We start from the raw sequence: 19,221 nt of genomic DNA on the forward strand, positions 1-19,221 counted from the left end.
CATTTCCTTGGAGAAAATCAGGTGAGACAGGCGAAAACATTACTCCCACTGCGAAGGGGATTCCAACTGTAGCAGCTGGCGCAGCCTGCGTTCGGCTGCGAAGCAGTCGTAATCCAGACACCGCGGTTCGTCTGATACAACTCGGTGTCTGATTTCACGACTGCTGCGCAGCCGAACGCAGGCTGCGCCAGCTGCTACAGGTTGCGTGTTCAGATCAGGTGAAGGTGGTTGTCCCAGAGCCCCGCAGGCAATTCCAGAGGTTTTGCAACAAGGTTTGTCTGGCGGCAATCGTAGAACCGGCAACGGCCTTGCCCGGAGGTCACGACAAAACCATCGGCCACGGCCCCGACCCCGGCGCAATCGGGAAGCGGTGCATCCAGGCGTACTTCACCGCTGTCCAGGTCCCAGATAAAAAAGCGGTTGCCCCGCGGCGCGGTCAGGGCGACCAGGCGCAGTTCGCTGTGTACGGCAACGCTGGCGGTGTAATGCCCCATGGCCTGCAACTGATGCTCAGGCACCGGGAAGGCCACGAACGGTTGACCGGGACGCTTGATTGCCAGCAGCTCCGAAGACTCGTGAGCATCGCCCATGAACTGCTGACCGGCGACGATGGTGCCGTCACTGGCGATACCCAAGTGCCGCACGCTGTTCATCTGCTGGGCTAGTGTTTCCTTGCTCAGCAGCGTGCCGTCGCGTTGCATCAGCACCAGGCTCGGCTCCATGGCATTGAGGTTCATCTCGACCCGGCTTTCAGCCTCGGTGCGAATGCCGCCGTTGGCCACCACCAGCGTCTCGCCATCGGGCATCCACGACACTTGATGCGGGCCGACGCCGTGGGTGGAAATTTCGCCGCTGTGCACCAGTCGCTCACCTTCGAACTTATACACACCAAGCAGGCCACGGCCCGGATCGGAGGTGTCGTTCTCGGTGGCGTACAACCAGTCACCGCTCTGGTGAATCACCGCGTGACCGTAGAAGTGCCGGTTCGGCTGCGACACCACGGTTTGCAATAGCGTGCCGTCGCGCAGGTCGATCAGGTAGCTCTCGGTGCCCGGACGCCGAGCGACGAATAGCGCAATCGGCAGTGTCGGGTGGTTGATGATGTCATGGCAGCGCTGACCGACCTGGGTGGCAAACACCCGGGTGCCGTCCAGTCGATAACCGACGGCATAGTGCTTGCCGTCACCGTCGTCCCGCGCCGAGAGCAGCAGCGGGCTTTTGTCCTTTTGCTTGAACAGCGTCCAGCCGCCCAGTGTCACCGCACCCAGCAGCAAACTCCCTAACGTCAGAGCCTGGCGTCGCAGCATGGCACTTGCCCTCATCAGTCGCCGTCGTTGGCGTTGAAGCCCAGTTGGATGCCCAGCGCCTTGGCCAGTTCGCCTTCGTGCAAGCGGTGGACAACGTTGAGGCTGTCATAGATGTCGTTCAGCTGCTGGCGACCGGCATCGTCGGTGAGCATGTCGGTCAGCGAGCGCTGGTTGCCGGCAAGCAGTTTCAGGGACGCTGCGTAGGCCGCGTCGATCTTGTCGGCCAACGGTTTTTGCTCGTTCGGCAGCAGACCGCGCAGGCCTTTGTTGTCGACACCCACCCAGACGGTTTGCGCAGCGCTCAGGCTTGCTTCCATGCCTTTGAGCGACGATTGGCTGCGCCAGGCATCGGCCTGGAATGGCTGTGGCGTACCCTTGCTCTGACGGCCCATCGGCGTGCCGAGTTTTTTCTTCAGGGTGTCCAGTGCAGTCACTTGCACACGCAGCAGATCGGCGATCGCTTCGTGTGAGTCGGCGTAGCGCTGGTTGGGGAATTTGCTCATCTGCGCGAGCATGCCGTCGTTGGTGTTCCAGCGCGACAGGATCTCTTCGGCCAGTTGCTTCTGACGCTCGCCAATGGCGGTCAGCAGCGGGCAGTATTTGGCTTTCTGAGCGCTGTCGGCCATGTCGATCTTGCTGTCGAACAGGATGTATTCATAAGCCGAGAGGCCTTGCACCACGACGCTGGACTTGGCCAGGGCGGCAGCATCGATCTGCGGCTGCGCAGTGACCAGTTGCTCGACTTGACGGCCGACGAGGTTTTTCTTGTCCGGCCAGAACTGCACCTGCCACGAACGGTTGCCTTCGGCCAGCGGCCCGATCAGCAGCGGTTGCAACTCGGCCCAGGCTTTTTGCGCGTGCAGGAAGTCGGCGCGAGCGGTGTCCAGGGTTTCCTTGCCTTGGCAGAACGCCAGGGCGCTGACCGCCAATTGCCGGTCGGCTTCCACCCAACGACTGTAGCTCGGCAGGATCACTTGCTTGGCGATGGCCGCCGAGGTGACCGCTTGCGGATCCTGGGGCGAACAGGCGCCCAGGGCGAGGGCGGCAAGGCTGGTGAACAACAATTTGGGACGGAACATGTCGGGCTCCCGCTGAAGGAATACGTATTAAAGGGAATTCAAAAACGCCAGCAACGCCGCGCGCTGCTCGGCGTTGAAAGACAAAACCTGTTGTTGCGCCGCTTTTGCCTCGCCGCCATGCCAGAGCACGGCTTCGAGCAGGTTGCGGGCGCGGCCGTCGTGCAAAAACTGGGTGTGTCCGCTGACCGTCTGCGTCAGGCCGATGCCCCACAACGGCGGCGTACGCCAGTCGCGGCCACTGGCCTGGAACTCGGTGCGGTTGTCGGCCAGACCGTCGCCCATGTCGTGCAGCAGCAGATCGCTGTAAGGGCGAATCACTTGATTGGCCAATTCAGGTTCCGCGGCGTTGGCGGCGGTGGTGTATTGAGGGGTGTGACAGGACTGGCATCCGGCCTGGAAAAACAGATTCTTGCCGGCCAGCACCTCAGGTGCGCCAACATCGCGACGGGCCGGCACGGCGAGGTTACGGCTGTAGAACAGCACCAGACGCAAAATGTTGTCGCTGACTTCCGGCTCGCCATCGGGGCCATTGCCGTTGGGCGCCTGTTTGCAAGCAGTTTGGGCGTCGGTGCAGTCATCAATGGGTTTCAGGCTGGTCGTGAGGCCCATATCACCAGAGAACGCATGAACATTCTGCTGATTGAGGTTCGGTTGCCCGGCTTTCCAGCCAAATCGTCCGAGAACAGTCTTCTGCTGCGCGTCGTCCCAGACCCGGTTCGGTCGTCCGGCGATGCCGTTTTTCTCCCGGGCCTGAGCCTCGGCGTTGGCCAGGATGGCCTCGTCGGGAATCGCTTCAAGCAAGCCCAGGCCAATCATCGGCGGTGCGATGCGCGCCGAGAAACGTGTGTCCGGGTGCATCGGGCCGTAGCCGAGTTGGGTCATCTGCAAGATTGGTTTACGCAACTCGATTTCGCTGCCGTCCTTGAAGCGTACCGGGACCGGCGTGTAATCGACACGCACCTTGCCTTCCGGGGCGACGCCGGGCACTGCCATGTCCTGGAACTGGCCGCCGTAGACCGGCTCCGGCACCACGCCCAGTTGTTCGATGACCTTGGCGTAGGCGGGGGCATTGGGGATCGACAGGCGTACCAGCATCGACACCGCATTCGGCGCATCGGGCGTTGGCGGATGACCGCGCCCGTCCTTGATGTGGCAGTTCTGGCAGGCGTTGGTATTGAACAACGGGCCGAGGCCATCGCGGGCGGTGGTGGTCGACGGCGCGATCACCCAGGGGCTGCGAAAGAAGCTATTACCGACGCTGAAGTCGACGCGTCGTGACGGCGCCAGATTGGCGGAGGGCAAGGAGAATGCGTTCTTATCGGTCTTGCGCACTGTTGCGCTGCCACCGGACCGGGCTTCACCAGGTTCGGCCTGGGTAAAACGCGGGGCGTCATCGCAGGCACTCAGGCCCAGGGCCAGCAACAGTGCAGACAAGCGAAGAGGCAGCGTGGGCATCGGACATCCTGCAAGACGAGCAAAACAAGGGCGCAAAGTCTAACAGGGCAGGGGAGTTTGAATAAGAGGAATTATCGTTTGGTTGATGTGAGGCAGGGTTTGATGTCAGACCGCGATGAGGTCATCAGCATCACCCAAAAGACAGGCATGAAAAAGGCGACCCGAAGGTCGCCTTTGTATTCGCTCAGCCAGCGTTGATCAGAACTCGTGATCAGCGTTGTCCGGGTTCAGGTCGCTGATGCCCAGTTTGCCGGCAGCGGCTTCGATCGAACCGGTCTGCTTGACCAGAGAGGCAATGGCGTCGCGCACGATCTGATTGCCAGCGGTGTTGCCGGCAGCGATCAGTTGGTCGTAGTGCTCACCCTTGTTGGCGTGGTCGACCATGATCTGGATCTTGGCTTCGGTCGCAGCCAGGTCGGCTTTCAGCGCGGCATCGGCAGCCGGGTCGGCCTTGGCCACCAGGGACGACAGGCTGGCGCCGGTCATTTTGGTGCCGTCGACACGGGTGTATTCGCCCAGGTACACGTTACGAATGCCTTTGGCATCGTAGAAGTGCGAGTTGTGGGTGTTGTCGCTGAAGCAATCCTGTTCGTCTTCCGGGGAGTTGGCTTCCAGGGAAACCTTCATGCGCTCGCCCGCCAGTTCGCCCAAGGACAGGCTGCCCATGCCGAACAGCATTTTGCGCAGACCGGATTCAGCCGGCTCCGCTTCCAGGGTGGCGCGGTAGTTGTCGGCCACGTTCGGCTTCCAGTTACCGACCATTTCTTCCAGGTCGTTGACCAGCAGTTGGGTCACGGATTTCAGGTAAGCGCGACGACGATCATTGTGACCGCCGGTAGCGCCTTTGCCTTCCAGGTAGTCGGAGGCTGGGCGGTTGCCGGCGCCAGGGCCGGTGCCGTTCAGGTCCTGGCCCCAGAGCAGGAATTCGATGGCGTGGTAGCCGGTGGCGACGTTGGCCTCGGAACCGCCCAGCTCGTTCAGGCTGGCGAGTTTTTCCGGGGTGATGTCTTTCACGTCGACCTTGTCTTCGCCAATCTGAATCTGGGTGTTGGCGATGATGTTGGCAGTAGCGCCCGGGTTACCCAGTGCGTGTTCGTAGGATTTGTCGACGTAGTCGATCAGGCCTTCGTCCAGTGGCCAGGAGTTCACCTGACCTTCCCAGTCGTCGATGATGGTGTTGCCGAAGCGGAACACTTCGCTCTGCAGGTAAGGCACGCGGGCCGCGACCCAGGCAGCCCGGGCGGCTTTGAGAGTGTCGGCGTCCGGCTTGGCGAGGAACGCGTCGACGGCGGTTTGCAGGGTTTTCGCGGTGGATTCGGCATCGCTGTAAACGGCAAAGACCATGTCGGCGTAATGCGCGACCACAGCCTTGGCGGCGGCTTCATCGACTTTAGCTGTGGTAGCAGGCGCAGCTGTGCTGGCGGCCGGGGTCGGCGCTTGTTGAGCGGCAGCCTTGTCTTTGCCTTCGCCGCAACCGGCGAGGGAAATAGCGATGGCCAGCAGACTGGCGGTGGCCAGAGGCATACGAATCATGGCGAACATCCTGCTTCGGTGATGGAGTGGGCGCGCACGGGCGGCGCGCAAAAGTGCGACATAATGCAAATCTTTCGCATTACCTGTAAAGGGTTACGCCTGCAAATATTTCTTATTCACCTGTGGCGAGGGAGCTTGCTCCCGCTGGACAGCGAAGCTGTCCCAAATTCTGCAACCCGGTTCTTCCAGATGGATCGCGTCAACCTGGTGGCGACTGCTGCGCAGCCGAGCGGGAGCAAGCTCCCTCGCCACAGGGCTCCGTCAACTGCTACAAAGGTTGTTTCAGAGGATGGCTGCGTTATTGCGCTGCGCCTGTTTCAGATAGACGCTCAATTCCCGCGCCGGCAGCGGTTTGCTGTAGTGATAACCCTGACCTTCGTGGCAGCCTTCGGAGATGATGTAGGCCTCTTGCTCGGCGGTTTCCACGCCTTCGGCAATCACCTGCATGCCCAGGCTTTTGCCCAGCTGGATGATGGCCCGGACGATGGTCGCATCGTCGTCGTCATCGAGCAGGTCCTGAACGAAGCTCTTGTCGATCTTGATCTTGTCCAGCGGCAGGCTTTTCAGATAACTCAATGACGAATAACCGGTGCCGAAGTCGTCGATGGCGATCAGCGCGCCGGAGCGACGCAGGCTCAGCAAGTGCTGGGCGGCGGTGCTGATGTCTTCCATCAGGCCGGTTTCGGTGACTTCCAGCTCCAGGCTGCGCGGTGGCAGGCGGTAGATCTGCAGCAGGTTATTGACCACCCGCGGCAACTCGGCGTGGTGCAATTGCACGGTGGACAGGTTCACCGCCATGCGCAGGTCGACGAAGCCCTGATCGTGCCACTCGCGCAGTTGTTTGCAGGCCTGGTCCAGCACCCATTCGCCGATGGCGATGATGGTGCCGTTCTGTTCGGCCAGCGGAATGAACAGGTCCGGCGGCACCAGCCCATGCTCGGGATGCTGCCAGCGAATCAACGCCTCGACACCTACCACGCGATGATCGCGGTAGCTGATCTGCGGCTGGTAGACGAGGTAGAACTGGTCACGGATCAAGGCGTCGCGCAGATCTTTTTCCAGCTCGCGACGCCGACGCATTTCCGTGTCGACGCTGGCGATATAGAACTGATAGCGGTTGCGCGAGCGCGTCTTGGCCAGGGTCATGGTCTGCTCGGCTTTTTGCAGCAGCTTCTCGGTGCTGTCACCGTCCTCGGGGAACAGGGTGATGCCGATGGTGGCGCGCAGGCGGATTTCCTGATGATCGAGGGCGAACGCCGCTTCCAGATCATCGAGAATGCTTTGGGCCAGTTCGGCGGCTTCGTAGGGTTGTTCGATGTCGGCCTGGACCAGCGCGAACTGGTCGCCACCCAAGCGGGCGAGGGCGCCAAGGCGGCCGCTGTGAGCCCGCAGGCGATCGGCCAGGGCCAGCAGCAACTGGTCGCCGGTCTGGTAGCTGAACTGTTCGTTGACGCCTTTGAAGTCATCGAGCCCGACACACAACACCGCGACCCGACGCTGCAATTTGCCGGCGTCGACAAGGATCTTGTCCAGCTGTTGCTGCAATTGCTGGCGGTTCGGCAGACCGGTGAGAAAATCGTACTGGGCCATGCGTAACAGGCTGTTTTCTGCTTCGTGGCGCAGGTGAGTGTTGCGCTCAATGGATTCGAGCAGCTGGTTGGCAGTGTTGATCCAGACCCCCAGCTCGTTTCTTTCATGGCCCTTGAGCTGCGGAATCTTGTGGGCGCTGGGGCGGTCCGGGTTGATCTCAGTCAGATGTTCGATGATCCGCGACAATGGTTTGGTCAGCAGCCAGTGGTAAACCAGATACAACACCAGGCTCATGGCCAGGGCGCGCAAGACGCCAGAGATGAAGATGATCACCGAACTGACGATGAAGCTCTGGCCGTAGGTGGCGGTGTCGAGGGTAATGCTCAGGTCGCCGTAGTACTCGCTGTAGGGACCGCGACCCACCAGTTGGGTGGTGAACGTGCGTTCCTGGCCGAGGATCAGGTCAGTCAGCCAGCGGCTGTGGGACTGCTGAAGCTCGCGGGATTTTTGCGCGAGCATGGCTTCGTGGGGGTGGCCGATGGAGGCCATGCGCACGGCGTCATCCTGGAACAGGCCTTCGATCACCTGCATGCCCATTTCCCGATCCAGGCTGTAGACCGCCTGAGTGGAGGGATCGCGGAACATGTCGAGGATGCGCTGGGCATCGTTGGCAACCGCCTGACGTGTTTTATAGGCATCGAAAACAATCTGTGCGCAGCTCAAGACCACGCCGACGATCAATGCCGACAGGAGCACGACCCGGAGTAACTTCACCGACAAGCTGTTCTTGAGTTCCAGCTTCAAAGGGTTATTCCTTGTTCCGTGCGGGTAGCGTCAAGTTGCCATGAGTATTGGCAATCCCGTGATGGCAGTCAAAGGGACAATCCAACCCGGGGGATATTGCCGGTAGCTTGGCCGATATGCTGCTGTTTGGAGTATTTGCCCTATTAACACTGTGTCGGTTGCCGGGGCCCTCAACTTGAGGCGGTTGAGGCAATTTTTCCTAGTGTTGATGTTAGACCGCTGTACTGCGGGGGCAAGAGGGCGAATGCGGCGCGCGTTGTGGGAAAGCACGCCTTACGTACGGATTTTCGATGGCATAAAAAAACCCGGCATAAAAGCCGGGTTTTTTGACTGGCGCGAAGCTTAAGCGGTGAAGGTTTTGCCTTCGAACTGCTCAGCCACGAATTTCCAGTTGACCAGGTTCCAGAACGCTTCGACGTACTTCGGACGAAGGTTGCGGTAGTCGATGTAGTAAGCGTGTTCCCAGACGTCGCAGGTCAGCAGCGGGGTATCGCCGCTGGTCAGCGGGTTGCCGGCGCCGATGGTGCTGGCCAGGGCCAGGGAACCGTCAGCCTTTTTCACCAGCCAGCCCCAACCGGAACCGAAGGTGCCGATGGAGGTTTTGCTGAACTCTTCCTTGAACTTGTCGAACGAACCGAAAGCAGCGTTGATGGCATCAGCCAGAGCGCCGGTTGGTTGACCGCCGGCGTTTGGCGCCAGGCAGTTCCAGTAGAAAGTGTGGTTCCAGACCTGAGCGGCGTTGTTGAAGATACCGCCCGAGGAAGTCTTGACGATTTCTTCCAGGGTCTTGCCTTCGAACTCGGTGCCTGGCACCAGGTTGTTCAGGTTCACGACATAGGTGTTGTGGTGCTTGTCGTGGTGGTATTGCAGAGTTTCCTCTGAAATGTGCGGCTGCAGGGCATTGTGCGCGTAAGGCAGCGGCGGCAATTCGAAAGCCATGATGATTCTCCTAATCAGGTCAGTTGCGGTGAGCGCAAGGCCGATCACGGGCGGCCAGACATGCGCCGGGGAGTTTGTACTCTTTGCGGCGCAGGGATCGGATCATAGCACCGGGGGTGCGGCATAACCACGCAACAACTGTGTGGAATAGAGGTTCCAGAGCCTTTTGGAATAAATCATGAAGCGATGATCAACTGGAACGCTACAGCGAACATCATCACGGCCACCAACAGGTCGAGGATTCGCCAGGTGCTCGGCCGCGCCAACCACGGCGCCAGCCACGCTGCGCCAAGGGCCAGGGTAAAAAACCACAGCAACGATGCACTGGCCGCACCCACGACATAAGCACCGGGCTCGGTTTGTTGTGCGCCAAGGGAGCCGATCAGCAACACGGTGTCCAGGTAGACGTGCGGGTTGAGCAGGGTCACCGCCAAAGCGCTGAGCAGTACCGCCCGCAATGAGCGCACGGTCTGGTTCTCGCCTTGTTGCAGGCTTTGTTTCGAGCACGCCCGACGCAGGGCCAGGCTGCCATACCACAGCAGAAACGCCGCGCCCCCCCAACGAGCGATGGCCAACAGAGTCGGGTTCTGCGCCAGCAACGTCGCCAGGCCGAACACCCCGGCGGCTACCAGCAACGCATCGCAGGTTACGCAGAGCGCCGCCACCGGCAGGTGATGTTCACGTCGAAGGCTCTGCGCCAACACAAACGCATTCTGAGTGCCGATCGCCATGATCAGCCCGGCGGCCACCAACAGGCCGTTCACATAGCTTTGCCACATAAGATTTTTACTCCGCGTTGGCCGCCAGATCCCGCAGTACCTGCAGGGCGCGTTCGGCATCGGCCTGGCCGACGAACAAATGGTCGTGGTAGTAGCCGGCAATCACGTTGCAACTGATGCCGGCCTGGCCCAGTGCCGTGGCGAACGCGGCGGTCAGGCCGACGGCTTCAAGGGCTGAGTGCACGTTCAAGGTGATCCAGGCAGCGATGTAGTCGAAGCTGAAACCGGCCTTCTCGGCGTGGGAACGTTGCAGAATCACCGTCAGCCCTTCCTGTTCGCGGAAGTTGCCGACAATCTCAAGGCCTGCGGGCAGCTTGCCGTCAGGCAACGTGCAGAACACGTATTCGCCGTCGTTGAGTTGCGGGCTCATGCTGCGCAGCAGGGTTGCCAAAGAGGTTTCGCCAGCCATGTCGGTGATCCTTGTTCAAGAGTTCTTGCTGGCCATTCTCCGGTGGGAAGTTGTATAAGAAAAACCAATAGTGCTGATCGCTCATTAGGAAAACTGATGTTCGACTACAAATTACTGTCCGCCCTCGCCGCCGTGATCGAGCAGGCCGGATTCGAACGCGCCGCGCAGGTCTTGGGCTTGTCCCAATCGGCCATCTCCCAGCGCATCAAACTGCTCGAGGCGCGGGTCGGCCAACCGGTGCTGGTGCGGGTCACGCCACCGGCTCCGACGGAGATTGGCCGGCGATTGCTCAACCATGTGCAGCAGGTGCGATTGCTGGAGCGCGATCTGCAAAGCCTGGTGCCGGCGCTGGACGAAGAAGGCCTGCCGGAACGCCTGCGCATCGCGCTGAACGCTGACAGCCTGGCCACCTGGTGGGCTGCGGCGGTGGGGGATTTTTGCGCGCAGGAGCATCTGTTGCTCGACCTGGTGGTGGAAGACCAGACCGTCGGCCTCAAACGCATGCGCGCAGGCGAAGTGGCGGGGTGTCTGTGCGCCAGTGAGCGGCCGGTGGCCGGTGCGCGCAGTGTGCTGTTGGGGGCGATGCGCTACCGTGCGTTGGCCAGCCCTGCATTCATTGCCCGGCGTTTTCCCCAAGGTGTGCGCGCCGATCAGTTGGCCAGAACCCCGGCGCTGGTATTTGGCCCGGACGATTTCCTGCAGCATCGTTACCTCGCGTCAGTCGGCGTGAATGGCGGTTTCGAACACCATTTATGCCCGTCTTCCGAAGGTTTTCTTCGTCTCACGGAAGCAGGGCTTGGCTGGGGCCTGGTGCCTGAATTGCAAGTGCGCGAGCAACTGGCGCGCGGCCAATTGGTGGAGCTTTTGCCAGATAAGCCGATCGATGTGCCGCTGTACTGGCATCATTGGCGCAATGGCGGTCAGCTGTTGGGGTTACTCACCGATCAATTGGTGCGCTCGTCGAAGCAATGGCTGGTGCCGTTGGACTGACGGCTGGCGTCAAGACCTCACGTCCTACGCAATATGCAAAACGAAATATTCGGAGCAATACATGAAGATTCTGGTCACCGGCGCAAGCGGCTTCATTGGCGGACGCTTTGCGCGTTTCGCCCTGGAGCAGGGCCTGGATGTGCGGGTCAACGGTCGCCGGGCCGAGAGCGTCGAGCATTTGGTGCGCCGTGGTGCCGAGTTCATCCAGGGCGACTTGAGCGACCCGCAACTGGCGCGCGACCTGTGTTCCGACGTCGAAGCCGTGGTCCATTGCGCCGGCGCTGTCGGTTTGTGGGGGCGCTATCAGGATTTCCATCAAGGCAACGTCGAGGTCACCGAGAACGTGGTCGAGGCCTGCCTGAAACAACGGGTGCGGCGCCTGGTGCACTTGTCGTCGCCATCGATTTACTTCGATGGTCGCGATCACCTGGGGTTGACCGAAGACCAGGTGCCCAAGCGCTTCAAGCATCCTTACGCCGCAACCAAATACCTGGCCGAGCAAAAAGTTTTCGGTGCGCAGGAGTTCGGCCTCGAAACCCTGGCCCTGCGCCCGCGTTTCGTGACGGGCGCAGGCGACATGAGCATTTTCCCCAGGTTGCTGAAGATGCAGCGCAAAGGGCGGTTGGCGATTATCGGCAATGGCCTGAACAAGGTTGACTTCACCAGTGTGCAAAACCTCAATGAGGCGTTGTTCAGTAGCTTGCTGGCCAGCGGTTCGGCCTTGGGCAAGGCCTACAACATCAGCAACGGAGCGCCGGTGCCGTTGTGGGATGTGGTCAATTACGTGATGCGCGATATGGATGTGCCACAGGTGACCCGTTACCGTTCCTACGGCTTGGCCTACAGCCTTGCCGCGCTCAACGAGGGTGTTTGCAAGCTGTGGCCGGGTCGTCCCGAGCCGACCCTGTCGCGGCTGGGCATGCAGGTAATGAACAAAAATTTCACCCTGGACATCAGTCGCGCCCGGCATTATCTGGATTACGATCCGAAAGTCAGCCTCTGGACCGCCCTCGATGAATTTTGCGCCTGGTGGAAGGCTCAGGACATTCGCTGACACACAAGGGCCGGCCCTCACTGAACCGAGTTCGGGGTTCAGGGTCAACCGGTGCGGCAGCGAGGGTTATACTTCGCCGCATCAAGCCATCACCGCGTTTTACAAAGGTTGACTCAATGTCCATGCGTAACGATGCCAACGACGACTTCGACGATGTACCGAGCCTGCGTGCCGACAGCCTCGACGACGATGATTTTCCGACCACCGCGCGCACTTCCGTGCATTCGCGCACCACACCGGTAGTCAAGGTCAAAGGCCCGAGCACCGGCCCGCTGTGGGCGTTGGTCGGTGCGTTGTTCTTTGCCTTCGCTGGCCTTGCCTGGTGGAGTTTCCAGCAGATATCGCTGATGGAACAACAACTGGTGGCGACCCAGGAAAGTTTCGCCCGTATCAGTGAGGAAGCGGCGGGGCGCTTGCAGGACATTTCCGGCAAGGTCGTGGCCAGCCAGTCCACGGTCAACACCGGCAGTGAAGCGTTGAAGCTGCAAATAAAACAACTGGAAGGCAAGCTCCAGGACCAGAGCAAACAGCTGGAAAGCAAACTCCAGGATCAGAGTAAACAGCAGCAAGGCGTGCTCGGCCAGACCTCCGATCTGGACAAGCGCCTGGCGCAAATGACCACGCAGGCCAGCGAACAACAAGCCGCCAATGCTCAGTTGCAGGCCCAGGTCAAAGCCTTGAGCGGCGAGCTGGCCGCGTTGAAGAGCGCGCCGGCCGATACCAGCAAAGTCGACGCCCAACTCAAAAGCCTTGGCGCCGATATCGCTGCGCTGAAGCGGCAAGGTAACCCGAGCGCCGTCGAGCGTCTGGAGCAAGACATGATCGTGCTCAAAAGCCAACAGGACAACCGCCCGGCCGCGGCGCAAGGTGGCAACAATACCGCCGAGTTCGACGCCTTCCGTGGCCAGGTCACCCGTAACATCAACACCCTGCAGGCGCAGATCCAGAACCTGCAACAACAGCTGCACGCCCGGCCTCAATAGCCCGATGCAGTGATGTTGTGTGGAGTGGGCCTGTGGAGTGGGACTTTTGTGGCGAGGGAGCTTGCTCCCGCTCGACTGCGCAGCAGTCGCAAATCAGGCACCGCAGGTTATCTGAATAGCGGTGTTGAATGGGTTTGGGGCGGCTGCGCCACCCAACGGAAGCAAGCTCCCTCGCCACAGAAAGCAACACAACGCCTGGTCGTTAGTGGTGTCCGGGCTGACGTCTTCGCGGGCAAGCCTCGGTCTTTCTAGCGAACCTTGTCTTCCCGCCCGCGCAACACCCTGTTCGGCATGGCAATCGCCGCCGCCAGCCCCAGCAGCGACACCGCCGCGCTGACCATCAGCAAATGCCTGAAGGTCAGCAGCAGCTCGGCGCGCAAGGCGTTTTGCGCATCCCCCGGCGCGGCGTTCAAACCATCGAGCAAGACATTCCCCGAACGACCCTCGGCAATCAGCGACGAGCCGGCCAGGTGCGCGAAACTGGAATCCTGCAACAACGCCAGCAACAGTGCCGACATTAACGCCACGCCCACTGCGCCGCCCAGAGCGCGGAACAGATTGGTGGTGCTGGTGGCAACGCCAATGTCCCGTTGATCCACCGAGTTTTGCGTGCCCACCAACGACGTCGGGAACTGCATGCCGCCAGCGATTCCGCAGAGCAACATGAACAGGCTGCTCAGCACAAATGCCTGCGGCGCACTGAACGCCATGCCGAGAATCGCCAACGGCATGAGCAACGCGCCGGTCAGGATCATCGGTTTGTAACGACCGGTCACCGAGGTCCGGCGCCCGGCAAAATAGGCGCCTATCGGCAAGCCCATGGCCAGCGGCAACAGGTGCAGTGCCGCGCTGTCGGCCCCGGCGCCGGTGACGCTCTGGAAGCGCAGCGGCATCAGCACGATCAGGGAAATCGCCTGGAAACTGGTGAAGAAAATCGTGCACCAGCAAAGGATCGCATTGCGGTTGGCGAACAAATGCATCGGCAGCAACGGTTCCCGCGCCCGCCGTTCATGCCAGACGAACACCGCCAGCACCGCCACCGCACAACCGAGCAAACCCGCCACTTCGGGACTGCGCCACGAATGCCCCTGGCCAACCTGAGTGATGCCCAGCAACAACGCCGTCAGGCCAATGATCATCAGCAACGTACCGAGGTAGTCGATGATCGGCTTGCGCTGCGGCACCGGCAGCCCTACCAGCGTGCGATAAGCCACCCACCAGGCACCCAGGCCCAACGGCAGGTTGATCAGGAATACCCAGCGCCAGGACAGGTATTCGGTCATGTAGCCACCGAGTACCGGGCCGGCCACGCTAGCCACCGCGTACATGCTGCTGAAGTAGCCCTGATAGCGACCGCGTTCGCGCGGTGGAACGATGTCGCCGATGATCGCCTGGCTCACCGAAATCATTCCGCCGGCGCCGATGCCTTGAAAGATCCGCGCCAGCACCAGTTGCTCCATGCTTTGCGCCATGCCGCAGAACAATGAAGCCAGGGTGAACAAACCCATGCCGAACAGCATCAACCGGCGGCGGCCATACAGATCGCCGAGCTTGCCGTAGATCGGCACCGCCACGGTCATCGCCACCATGTAGCCGGAAATGACCCAGGCCAGCAGGCTGACGTCCTTGAACTGCGCGGAAATCGCCGGCATCGACACAGCGACGATGGTCTGGTCCAGCGCGCCCAGAAAGATCGCCAGCATCAGGGCGATCAGCACGCTGCGAATGGCCGGTTTGGGCGTTTCAGGCCGGTTGAGATTGGTCACGATAAAACCTGCGGGCAGTGATGGACCCGCAAGGAGCAAGGCGAGCGGGAGTGCTCGCCAGTGTAAGTCGGTAGGAGCCTATTCGATAGCCTCGTATGGAAGGCCGACGTAGTTTTCCGCGATGGTTTTTCGGCCCGCCTCGGAGTCAACGAAATAGGCCAGTTCCGATTCGCTGATGCGCTGACTGAACGCGTCGTGCTCGTCGAAGCGATGCAACATCGAGGTCATCCACCAGGAAAACCGTTCGGCTTTCCACACCCGCCGCAGGCAGATTTCGGAATACTTCTCCAGCAAATCAACACGGCCTTCGCGGTAAACCTTCAGCAGAATATTGAACAACGTACTGACGTCGCTGGCCGCCAGGTTCAGGCCTTTGGCACCGGTGGGCGGGACGATGTGCGCGGCGTCGCCGACCAGGAACATCCGCCCGTACTGCATCGGCTCGACCACGAAACTGCGCAGCGGCGCGATGCTTTTCTCGATCGACGGGCCGGTCACCAGCACATCGGCGAGGGCCGCTGGCAGACGGGATTTGAGTTCGTCCCAGAAGCGTTGGTCGGACCAGTCATCGACCTGATCCTGGGCCGGTACCTGAAGGTAATAACGGGTGCGTGTCGGCGAACGCATGCTGCACAACGCAAAGCCCCGTTCATGCCGCGCATAGACCAACTCCTCGTGAACTGGCGGAGTGTCAGCGAGAATCCCCAGCCAGCCGAACGGATACACCCGCTCGAATACCTTCAGGCAGTCGGCAGGAATCGACTGTCGCGCCACGCCATGGAAACCGTCGCAACCGGCGATGTAGTCACAATCGAGTCGATACGTTTCGCCGTCCTTGTCGAAGGTCACATAGGGTTCAGCGCTTTTCATGCCGTGGGGGACGACGTTGCCGGCCGAATAAATTGTCTGCGCGCCAGTGTCCCGACGAGCGGCCATCAGGTCGCGGGTGACCTCGGTCTGGCCATACACCATCACGGTTTTGCCACCGGTCAATGTTTGCAGATCGATGTGTACCCGGCGCCCGTCCAGGGCCAGTTCGAAGCCGGTGTGGACCAGCCCTTCGGCGTCCATACGCTGGCCCACTCCGGCCTGACGCAACAGCTCTACCATGCCTTGTTCGAGGACACCGGCACGGATGCGTCCCAGCACATAGTCCGGGGTCTGGCGTTCGAGAATCAGGGTGTCGATGCCGGCGTTATGCAGCAATTGGCCGAGTAGCAAACCAGAGGGGCCGGCGCCGATGATGGCGATTTGGGTTTTTAGTGTTTTCATTGTTTTTATGACTCGCAAGCTCCACGCGACCAACGCCGGTGGATGATTTTTATGGATCGAGTGCTTGCATTTTTCACTTGCGGGTCCGTCAATTGAAGGTGAAAACTGAGCCGATACCTGTACATTCTGCCAATCGGTGCGATTATCGCCCCGTTACCTTCGAGGCCTGGATTGAAGTGATGAACAAGCCCGCCCTGCCATCGATTCCGGTGTTCAAACTCTACGGTGAAAGCCTGGATTGGCCGACCCCCGATTTGCTCCACTGTGAAACCATTTCAAAACGCAGCCGCGAACATCAATGGGAAATAAAACCCCATCGCCACGCTGATTTGTGTCAGTTGCTCTTCGTCTTCAAAGGTCAGGCAGAGCTTGAAATCGAAGGGAAACGCTCACAATTGGCTGAGCCGGCAATCATCATCCTGCCGCCGTTATCGGTGCATGGTTATCGGTTTTCCGAGGACGTCGAAGGATTCGTCGTCACCCTGGCCGCGCCGCTGGTCGCCCATCTTCAGGCGCAGTTGGGCAATTCGGTAAATGCCCTGGCCCAAGCCGAAAGCTACCCGGCGGGCAAGGACAGCGAGTACCTCAACAGCCTGTTTTCAGCGCTGCAAAGCGAATACACCGGCCATCAGCCGGCGCGGGAAATGCTCATGCATTCTCTGGTCAGCGTGATCATGGTGTGGGTCAGCCGCCAGGTGATCCAGCGCCGCGCTGCCAATCAGCGTCCGCAGCGTGCCCGGGAATACCTCAACGGTTTTATCCAGCTGGTGGAGGAGACCTATCGCCAGCACGTCAAGGTCGAGGACCTGGCCCATCGGCTGGGGATTTCCGTGTCCCACCTCAACGGCACGTGCCGTGAACTGGCGGGGCAACCGGCGTTGCAGATCATGCACGAGCGTCAGTTGCTGGAGGCCAAGCGCTTGCTGACCTACACCAGCATGACCATTTATGAAATGTCCGATGTGCTGGGGTTTTCCGATCCGACCAACTTCACACGCTTGTTCCGACGTCGGGTGGGGATCTCGCCCAAGGCTTTTCGCGACCGCTTGAAAGCCGATCAGGACGCTGCCGATCAGAAGAGCGAGACCTGACCCTCGCCACAAGGTGTTCGTCAGCGGAGGGCGTTGAGGCTTGCGCTGTGGGGGATGCAGCGCTCGAAGTTGCAGCTCGCGAAGTCATGGGGCACTTTGCGCAACTGTTCGACACGCCAGGCGGCTGTGCCATACAGCGCCAGCGTCGCCGCGCAGGTGATGAAAATGGCGAGGTATCTTCTTGTTTTGATGTTCATGGCGTTGACCTCTGAACGAATACCCTTGGGTACTGCTTTGAGCATAGGTCAGCGCCGGTGAGTTGCCATCAAAACCACCCCACATTCACTCCGGTTAAAGGCCCACATCCCATGCCGGTTCTTCGGGAAATCTGAGCACCAGAAAATCCAGCATGCTGCGCAACGCCACCGGCATGTGCTTGCGTGAGGCATACACCGCATAGATGTTCATCTGACGGGGCTCGGCCTGGGGCAGCAGGCGGATCAGTTCGCCGCTGTGGATATGCATGCCGGCCAGGTAACTGGGCAGCATCGCCACACCGGCCCCGGCCATCGCCGCGCGCAACAGCGTGCTGGCTTCGTTGGCGCTGATGTTGCCCTGTACCGGCACCGAGACCGGTTCGCCATCCTGCTCGAAATGCCAGAGGCTTTTGCCGAAGTAGGAGTGGGTCAGGCAATTGTGCAGGCTCAGGTCTTCGACCCGCTGCGGCGCCGGGTGCTCGCGCAGGTAAGCGGGGGAGGCGCAGATCACCGAGCGGCAGACCGTCAGCCGCCGGGCGATCAGATTCGGGTCCAGGTCGTTGCTGGTGCGGATGGCCAGGTCGATGCGCTCATCCACCAGGTTCACCGTGCGGTCGAGCATTTGCAGATCGATGCTTACGCCGGGGTAACGTTTGACGTAGGCGGCCATGGCATCCGCCAGTTGCGCCTGGCCGAACGAGGTGCTGACGCTGATCCGCAGCAGGCCGCGCGGTGCGTCGTCCGGCTCGCTGACGGCGGCTTGCATGTCGCTGGATAAATCGAGCATCTGCCGGCACCGGGGCAGGATTTCGCTGCCGGCGGCGGTCAGGCTCAATTTGCGCGTGGTGCGGTGCATCAGGCGTGCGCCGACCCAATCTTCCAGCTCCGCCAGATACCGTGAAACCACCGGCCGCGACAGGTCCAGGTGATCGGCGGCGGCCGATTGGCTGCCCAGGTCCACCACCGTAACGAACACCCGCATTGCTTGTAGACGATCCATGATTTGCCCGCTTTCAGAAACAAACTATGTTCAAGCATCGCATTTTTTGTATCGAACCAGGCAACTAAGCTCTATCCCATCGCCAAGCACGGCATTCGGACAACGGAGCAACAGATGATCAGTTTCACTTCAATCAAACGCATTCTTCTGGCAACCGCGGCACTGGGCTTCGCGGCCCACGCCGCTGCGGCGTCGACCCTGACCCTGGACGTCTACAACCCGGGCACCAACGCAATCTTCCCGGTGACCTCGGTACTGGTCAGCGGCGAGAAAGAAGCGATTCTGGTGGACGCGCAATTCGGCAAATCCCAGGCTGAACAGGTGGTGGAAAAAATCCGCGCCAGCGGCAAACAACTGACCACCATCTACATCAGCCACGGTGACCCGGATTACTACTTCGGCCTCGACACCGTGACCAAAGCGTTCCCGAAAGCCAAGGTACTGGCCTCGCAACCGACGGTTGATCACATCAAGAAAACCGTCGACGGCAAACTGGCGTTCTGGGGGCCGAAAATGGGCGCCGACGTGCCGAACAAAACCATCGTGCCGCACGTGCTCAAGGGCGACAGCCTGATGCTGGAAGGGCAGAAACTGCAGGTGCTCGGCCTGGATGGCAAGCAACCGGATCGCAGCTTTGTGTGGATTCCGTCGATCAAGGCAGTGGTCGGTGGCGTGGTTGTCGCCGAAAACATTCATGTGTGGATGGCTGATACCCAAACTGCGCAGTCCCATGCCGATTGGCTGACGACGTTGCACACGATCGAAGCCTTGAAGCCGAACACCATCGTGCCGGGTCACTACTTGGGCGAGAGCGCTCGCTCCCTGGCGGCTGTGCAGTTCACCGCTGATTACATCAAGGCGTTCGACGAAGAAACCGCCAAGGCGAAAGATTCAGCCGAACTGATCGGCGCGATGAAAAAACGCTACCCGACCCTGGGCGAAGAAAGCTCGTTGGAGCTGAGTGCCAAAGTCGCCAAGGGCGAGATGAAGTGGTAACCCGTCGGACCTGAAACTGAACAAGCCTTTGTGGCGA

General features: G+C 60.5%; 17 protein-coding genes. 5 read left to right on the plus strand and 12 right to left on the minus strand.

Annotation, left to right across the window (positions count from 1 at the left end):
- Positions 1 to 209: 209 nt before the first annotated feature.
- The 8 genes from LOY28_RS05675 to LOY28_RS05710 all read right to left on the minus strand — a co-directional run bounded on the left by LOY28_RS05675 (position 210) and on the right by LOY28_RS05710 (position 9,835).
- A complete protein-coding gene (locus tag LOY28_RS05675; protein ID WP_018926579.1) occupies positions 210 to 1,307 on the minus strand; it encodes a DUF1513 domain-containing protein in 1,098 nt (365 codons plus the stop codon).
- Positions 1,308 to 1,321: 14 nt separating this feature from the next.
- Positions 1,322 to 2,386 carry an imelysin family protein gene (locus LOY28_RS05680; RefSeq protein WP_019651380.1) on the minus strand — a complete coding sequence of 355 codons (1,065 nt, stop codon included), beginning with the start codon at positions 2,384 to 2,386 and terminating at the stop codon, positions 1,322 to 1,324.
- A 27-nt stretch (positions 2,387 to 2,413) separates the two neighbouring features.
- A complete protein-coding gene (locus LOY28_RS05685; protein WP_019651381.1) occupies positions 2,414 to 3,841 on the minus strand; it encodes a di-heme oxidoredictase family protein in 1,428 nt (475 codons plus the stop codon).
- Positions 3,842 to 4,039: 198 nt separating this feature from the next.
- Positions 4,040 to 5,374: an imelysin family protein gene (locus LOY28_RS05690; RefSeq protein WP_018926576.1), complete on the minus strand. Its 1,335-nt coding sequence runs from the start codon at positions 5,372 to 5,374 to the stop codon at positions 4,040 to 4,042.
- Positions 5,375 to 5,656: 282 nt separating this feature from the next.
- Entirely contained in the window at positions 5,657 to 7,708 is a 2,052-nt protein-coding gene (locus LOY28_RS05695) for a bifunctional diguanylate cyclase/phosphodiesterase (RefSeq protein ID WP_258613194.1), read from the minus strand.
- 342 nt (positions 7,709 to 8,050) lie between these two features.
- The gene (locus LOY28_RS05700) at positions 8,051 to 8,647 is read right to left on the minus strand and encodes a superoxide dismutase (RefSeq protein ID WP_007938876.1); all 597 of its coding nucleotides are present in this window, start codon (positions 8,645 to 8,647) and stop codon (positions 8,051 to 8,053) included.
- Between the two features lie 176 nt (positions 8,648 to 8,823).
- Positions 8,824 to 9,426, minus strand: a complete 603-nt coding sequence (locus LOY28_RS05705) for a LysE/ArgO family amino acid transporter (protein ID WP_018926574.1) — start codon at positions 9,424 to 9,426, stop codon at positions 8,824 to 8,826.
- A 7-nt stretch (positions 9,427 to 9,433) separates the two neighbouring features.
- A complete protein-coding gene (locus tag LOY28_RS05710) occupies positions 9,434 to 9,835 on the minus strand; it encodes an ACT domain-containing protein (RefSeq protein ID WP_258613195.1) in 402 nt (133 codons plus the stop codon).
- A gap of 96 nt (positions 9,836 to 9,931) precedes the next feature.
- Here LOY28_RS05710 and LOY28_RS05715 point away from each other — a divergent pair, with 96 nt between their 5' ends.
- The 3 genes from LOY28_RS05715 to LOY28_RS05725 all read left to right on the plus strand — a co-directional run bounded on the left by LOY28_RS05715 (position 9,932) and on the right by LOY28_RS05725 (position 12,862).
- Positions 9,932 to 10,825, plus strand: coding sequence for a LysR family transcriptional regulator ArgP (locus LOY28_RS05715; protein WP_258613196.1), 894 nt, complete (start codon positions 9,932 to 9,934; stop codon positions 10,823 to 10,825).
- Positions 10,826 to 10,886: 61 nt separating this feature from the next.
- Positions 10,887 to 11,879 carry an NAD(P)-dependent oxidoreductase gene (locus LOY28_RS05720; RefSeq protein WP_258613197.1) on the plus strand — a complete coding sequence of 331 codons (993 nt, stop codon included), beginning with the start codon at positions 10,887 to 10,889 and terminating at the stop codon, positions 11,877 to 11,879.
- Between the two features lie 116 nt (positions 11,880 to 11,995).
- Complete coding sequence (locus LOY28_RS05725; RefSeq protein WP_258613198.1) at positions 11,996 to 12,862, plus strand: ATPase; 867 nt, start codon at positions 11,996 to 11,998, stop codon at positions 12,860 to 12,862.
- Between the two features lie 248 nt (positions 12,863 to 13,110).
- On the opposite strand, the gene LOY28_RS05730 is transcribed toward LOY28_RS05725, so the two are convergent.
- Positions 13,111 to 14,628 (minus strand): MDR family MFS transporter, encoded by a 1,518-nt coding sequence (locus tag LOY28_RS05730; RefSeq protein ID WP_018926569.1) that lies wholly within the window; start codon positions 14,626 to 14,628, stop codon positions 13,111 to 13,113.
- A 78-nt stretch (positions 14,629 to 14,706) separates the two neighbouring features.
- Positions 14,707 to 15,900 (minus strand): 4-hydroxybenzoate 3-monooxygenase, encoded by a 1,194-nt coding sequence (gene pobA / locus LOY28_RS05735; protein WP_018926568.1) that lies wholly within the window; start codon positions 15,898 to 15,900, stop codon positions 14,707 to 14,709.
- A gap of 179 nt (positions 15,901 to 16,079) precedes the next feature.
- Here pobA and LOY28_RS05740 point away from each other — a divergent pair, with 179 nt between their 5' ends.
- Positions 16,080 to 16,991 (plus strand): helix-turn-helix domain-containing protein, encoded by a 912-nt coding sequence (locus LOY28_RS05740; protein WP_018926567.1) that lies wholly within the window; start codon positions 16,080 to 16,082, stop codon positions 16,989 to 16,991.
- 20 nt (positions 16,992 to 17,011) lie between these two features.
- Here the strand turns inward: LOY28_RS05740 and LOY28_RS05745 are convergent, their stop codons facing one another.
- Positions 17,012 to 17,188: a hypothetical protein gene (locus LOY28_RS05745; RefSeq protein ID WP_167331182.1), complete on the minus strand. Its 177-nt coding sequence runs from the start codon at positions 17,186 to 17,188 to the stop codon at positions 17,012 to 17,014.
- Between the two features lie 94 nt (positions 17,189 to 17,282).
- On the minus strand, positions 17,283 to 18,188 hold the full coding sequence (locus tag LOY28_RS05750) for a LysR family transcriptional regulator (protein ID WP_019581528.1): 906 nt from the start codon (positions 18,186 to 18,188) through the stop codon (positions 17,283 to 17,285).
- 114 nt (positions 18,189 to 18,302) lie between these two features.
- On the opposite strand from LOY28_RS05750, the gene LOY28_RS05755 reads away from it, so the two are divergent.
- Positions 18,303 to 19,184 (plus strand): MBL fold metallo-hydrolase, encoded by an 882-nt coding sequence (locus tag LOY28_RS05755; protein ID WP_258613199.1) that lies wholly within the window; start codon positions 18,303 to 18,305, stop codon positions 19,182 to 19,184.
- Positions 19,185 to 19,221 lie beyond the last annotated feature (37 nt).

The organism is Pseudomonas sp. B21-017 (assembly GCF_024749245.1).
Classification (GTDB): Bacteria; Pseudomonadota; Gammaproteobacteria; order Pseudomonadales; family Pseudomonadaceae; genus Aquipseudomonas.

What these genes read in the sequence shown, in the direction of transcription:
- LOY28_RS05675 (WP_018926579.1), bottom strand. Translation starts at nt 1,307, where the DNA reads ATGCTGCGACGCCAGGCTCTGACGTTAGGGAGTTTGCTGCTGGGTGCG.
- LOY28_RS05680 (WP_019651380.1), bottom strand. Translation starts at nt 2,386, where the DNA reads ATGTTCCGTCCCAAATTGTTGTTCACCAGCCTTGCCGCCCTCGCCCTG.
- LOY28_RS05685 (WP_019651381.1), bottom strand. Translation starts at nt 3,841, where the DNA reads ATGCCCACGCTGCCTCTTCGCTTGTCTGCACTGTTGCTGGCCCTGGGC.
- LOY28_RS05690 (WP_018926576.1), bottom strand. Translation starts at nt 5,374, where the DNA reads ATGATTCGTATGCCTCTGGCCACCGCCAGTCTGCTGGCCATCGCTATT.
- LOY28_RS05700 (WP_007938876.1), bottom strand. Translation starts at nt 8,647, where the DNA reads ATGGCTTTCGAATTGCCGCCGCTGCCTTACGCGCACAATGCCCTGCAG.
- LOY28_RS05705 (WP_018926574.1), bottom strand. Translation starts at nt 9,426, where the DNA reads ATGTGGCAAAGCTATGTGAACGGCCTGTTGGTGGCCGCCGGGCTGATC.
- LOY28_RS05710 (WP_258613195.1), bottom strand. Translation starts at nt 9,835, where the DNA reads ATGGCTGGCGAAACCTCTTTGGCAACCCTGCTGCGCAGCATGAGCCCG.
- LOY28_RS05715 (WP_258613196.1), top strand. Translation starts at nt 9,932, where the DNA reads ATGTTCGACTACAAATTACTGTCCGCCCTCGCCGCCGTGATCGAGCAG.
- LOY28_RS05720 (WP_258613197.1), top strand. Translation starts at nt 10,887, where the DNA reads ATGAAGATTCTGGTCACCGGCGCAAGCGGCTTCATTGGCGGACGCTTT.
- LOY28_RS05725 (WP_258613198.1), top strand. Translation starts at nt 11,996, where the DNA reads ATGTCCATGCGTAACGATGCCAACGACGACTTCGACGATGTACCGAGC.
- pobA (WP_018926568.1), bottom strand. Translation starts at nt 15,900, where the DNA reads ATGAAAACACTAAAAACCCAAATCGCCATCATCGGCGCCGGCCCCTCT.
- LOY28_RS05740 (WP_018926567.1), top strand. Translation starts at nt 16,080, where the DNA reads ATGAACAAGCCCGCCCTGCCATCGATTCCGGTGTTCAAACTCTACGGT.
- LOY28_RS05745 (WP_167331182.1), bottom strand. Translation starts at nt 17,188, where the DNA reads ATGAACATCAAAACAAGAAGATACCTCGCCATTTTCATCACCTGCGCG.
- LOY28_RS05750 (WP_019581528.1), bottom strand. Translation starts at nt 18,188, where the DNA reads ATGGATCGTCTACAAGCAATGCGGGTGTTCGTTACGGTGGTGGACCTG.
- LOY28_RS05755 (WP_258613199.1), top strand. Translation starts at nt 18,303, where the DNA reads ATGATCAGTTTCACTTCAATCAAACGCATTCTTCTGGCAACCGCGGCA.